The 2,520-nt window shown below is 47.6% G+C and carries 2 protein-coding genes; both read left to right on the top strand.

Annotation, left to right across the window (positions count from 1 at the left end):
- Positions 1 to 1,449: nitrogenase component 1 (locus tag LUQ50_RS00605; RefSeq protein WP_300034608.1), on the top strand; the 1,449-nt coding region annotated here is incomplete at its 5' end.
- 6 nt (positions 1,450 to 1,455) lie between these two features.
- Positions 1,456 to 2,520, top strand: a 1,065-nt coding sequence (locus tag LUQ50_RS00610) for a nitrogenase component 1 (RefSeq protein WP_300034611.1), incomplete at its 3' end; no start/stop codon positions are given.

Here is a 2,520-nt window from a genome sequence, read left to right on the forward strand (position 1 = left end):
ATCAACATCTACTATGGAAAAGCCAGTGACCTGGTAAAAGATGCCAGATCAGGCAATCTGAAACAATGTGACCGGAAATTTTCTCAGTCTTCCGGATGCCCTCTGAATTTTTACCTGACCGTCAGGGTAAATTCCATCCGGGATGCAGCGGTTATCTATCATGCACCGGTAGGATGTTCGGTTCCATCGCTGGGTTATCGTGAACTCTTCCAGCATCTTCCGACCAGTCTCGGAGTTCCTGAGTCATTTGATCTTCACTGGATCACCACCAGTCTGAACGAACGGGATGTGGTGTACGGTGGAACAGATAAGTTAAAGGCTGCAATTTACAAAGCACAGGAGAGATACCACCCAAAGGCGATCTTTATCCTGACTTCCTGTACCTCAGGAATTATCGGAGAAGATATTGAAGGGGTTGTTGCTGATATACAGCCGGAGATCAAAGCCACTCTGGTTCCGATTCATTGTGAAGGTACCAGATCACGGCTTGTCCAGACCGGGTATGATTCGTTCTGGCATGCGGTGCTGAAATATCTGGTTAAAAAACCCACGAAAAAACAGAAGGACCTGGTAAATGTTGCAAGTATGCTTTCATACACCTGGCAGGATCGGATTGAGATCCGGCGTCTTCTGGGCAGGATGGGTTTGAGGGTGAATTTCGTTCCTGAATTTGCAACGATTGATCAGTTTGAACAACTCTCCGAGGCTGCTGTAACCGCTCCGGTCTGCCCGACATACACGGATTATCTCTCGAGAGGACTCCATCAGGAGTTTGGCGTGCCATTCTTCCTGTATCCTTCACCCATGGGTTTTGCCAATACCGATGGATGGCTCAGGGAGATAGCAAAGTACACCGGAAAAGAGAAGGAAGCGGAGATCGTTATCGCCGAAGAACACGCGAAATGGGACTCAAAACTTGCTGCAATCAGGGAGGAGTTTCTCAGTATCAAGCCAGACGGACAAAAAGTGGAACTACTCGGAGCCCTTGGCCAGGGACGGCTGCTTGCCCAGATGCCGTACTTTGACGAACTCGGTGTCAAAAATTCTGCTGCAATGTGCCAGGATTACGACAACCTGATCCTTGAAGAACTCGAGCATATGCTTGAAACCACAGGAGATTTCAAGATTCTTGTAAATACGTTCCAGGCAGCAGAACAGGCTCATATCAACCGGACTCTCGATCCGGATATGACTCTGACCTGCCCGTTCCAGGGAAGTTCATACAAACGTCTCAAAGGGGTGACCCGTGTTCATTCGCTCAGAGGAGATCCGAATTTATGGGCACAGCAGAGTGCCTATGCAGGAGCTGTCGCGTATGGAAATTTCCTGCTTCAGGCATTTAAGAGCACATCCCTGCAGCGGACAATGAAAGAAAAGACAGGGGATTCATATAAACCATGGTTCTATGAACAGCCGAATCCCCAGTATTATCAGGATGTTCCGGAATAGATACTCATGACAGAAGCAGTTACATCATTAAAATCGATTGAAGAGATAAACCAGATTTATCCAGAGATAGCAGAAGCACCCAGGTGGACATGTGCCCTTGGGGGAGCATATATCACTACAACGGGGGTCTATGGAGCGGTTCCAATCCTCCATTCAGGATCAGGTTGTGGGATAGCCCAGTTGCTCGGGGTATATTATGCTGCAGGAGAAAATGCCGCCGGAAGTCAGGGTGGAACCAGTACCCCCTGTTCCTGTCTTATTGACAAGCATGTGATATTTGGCGGTGAAGAGAAACTGAGAAAACTCGTAGAATCATCTCTGGAACTGATGGAAGGAGATCTCTTTGTTGTAATATCAGGTTGTGTTCCGGCACTTATCGGTGATGATGTCCAGTCAGTCATCAAACCGTACAAAGAAAAGGCCGAGATTATTTACGTCAATACAGCAGGTTTCAAGGGGAATAGCTATGACGGATATGAAGAATTCCTGGGTGCGGTAATCGATCAGTTGCTGGTTCCTCTTCCGAGAAAGAGTAAAAAAGTCAACATACTGGGAATCATTCCCTTCCAGCACGTATTCTGGAAAGGGGATCTGAATATCGTCAAAGAGTTGCTGGCAAAGATCGGAGTTGATGCCAATATACTGTTTACCCAGTTTGATGGTGTCACTGAACTGAAAAAGATCCCGGAGGCAGAGTTAAACATAGTTCTCTCCACGTGGAACGGACGGCTGGCGGCAGATAAACTGAAGGAGAAGTTTGATCAGGATTTCATCTCGTTCCCCAGTGTGCCGATCGGGCCGAAACAGAGTGCCGAGTTCCTGCGAACAGTCGGGAAGCACCTGCATATTTCCCAGAAGAAGATCGAAAAGGTCATTGGGCAGGAGGAGAAACGGGCATATCGTTGGACAGAATATCTGACCGATTCGATCATCATCGGTCTTCCCCATCCGTATATTGCAACGGTAGGCGATTCCAATACGGTCATTGGGATTACCAAATATCTTGCAAATGAATGTGGTTATCTTCCTGAAGTCATCCAGATAACCGACAATCCTCCGGAAGATGTCAGG

This window comes from Methanospirillum sp. (assembly GCF_028679455.1).
Classification (GTDB): Archaea; Halobacteriota; Methanomicrobia; order Methanomicrobiales; family Methanospirillaceae; genus Methanospirillum.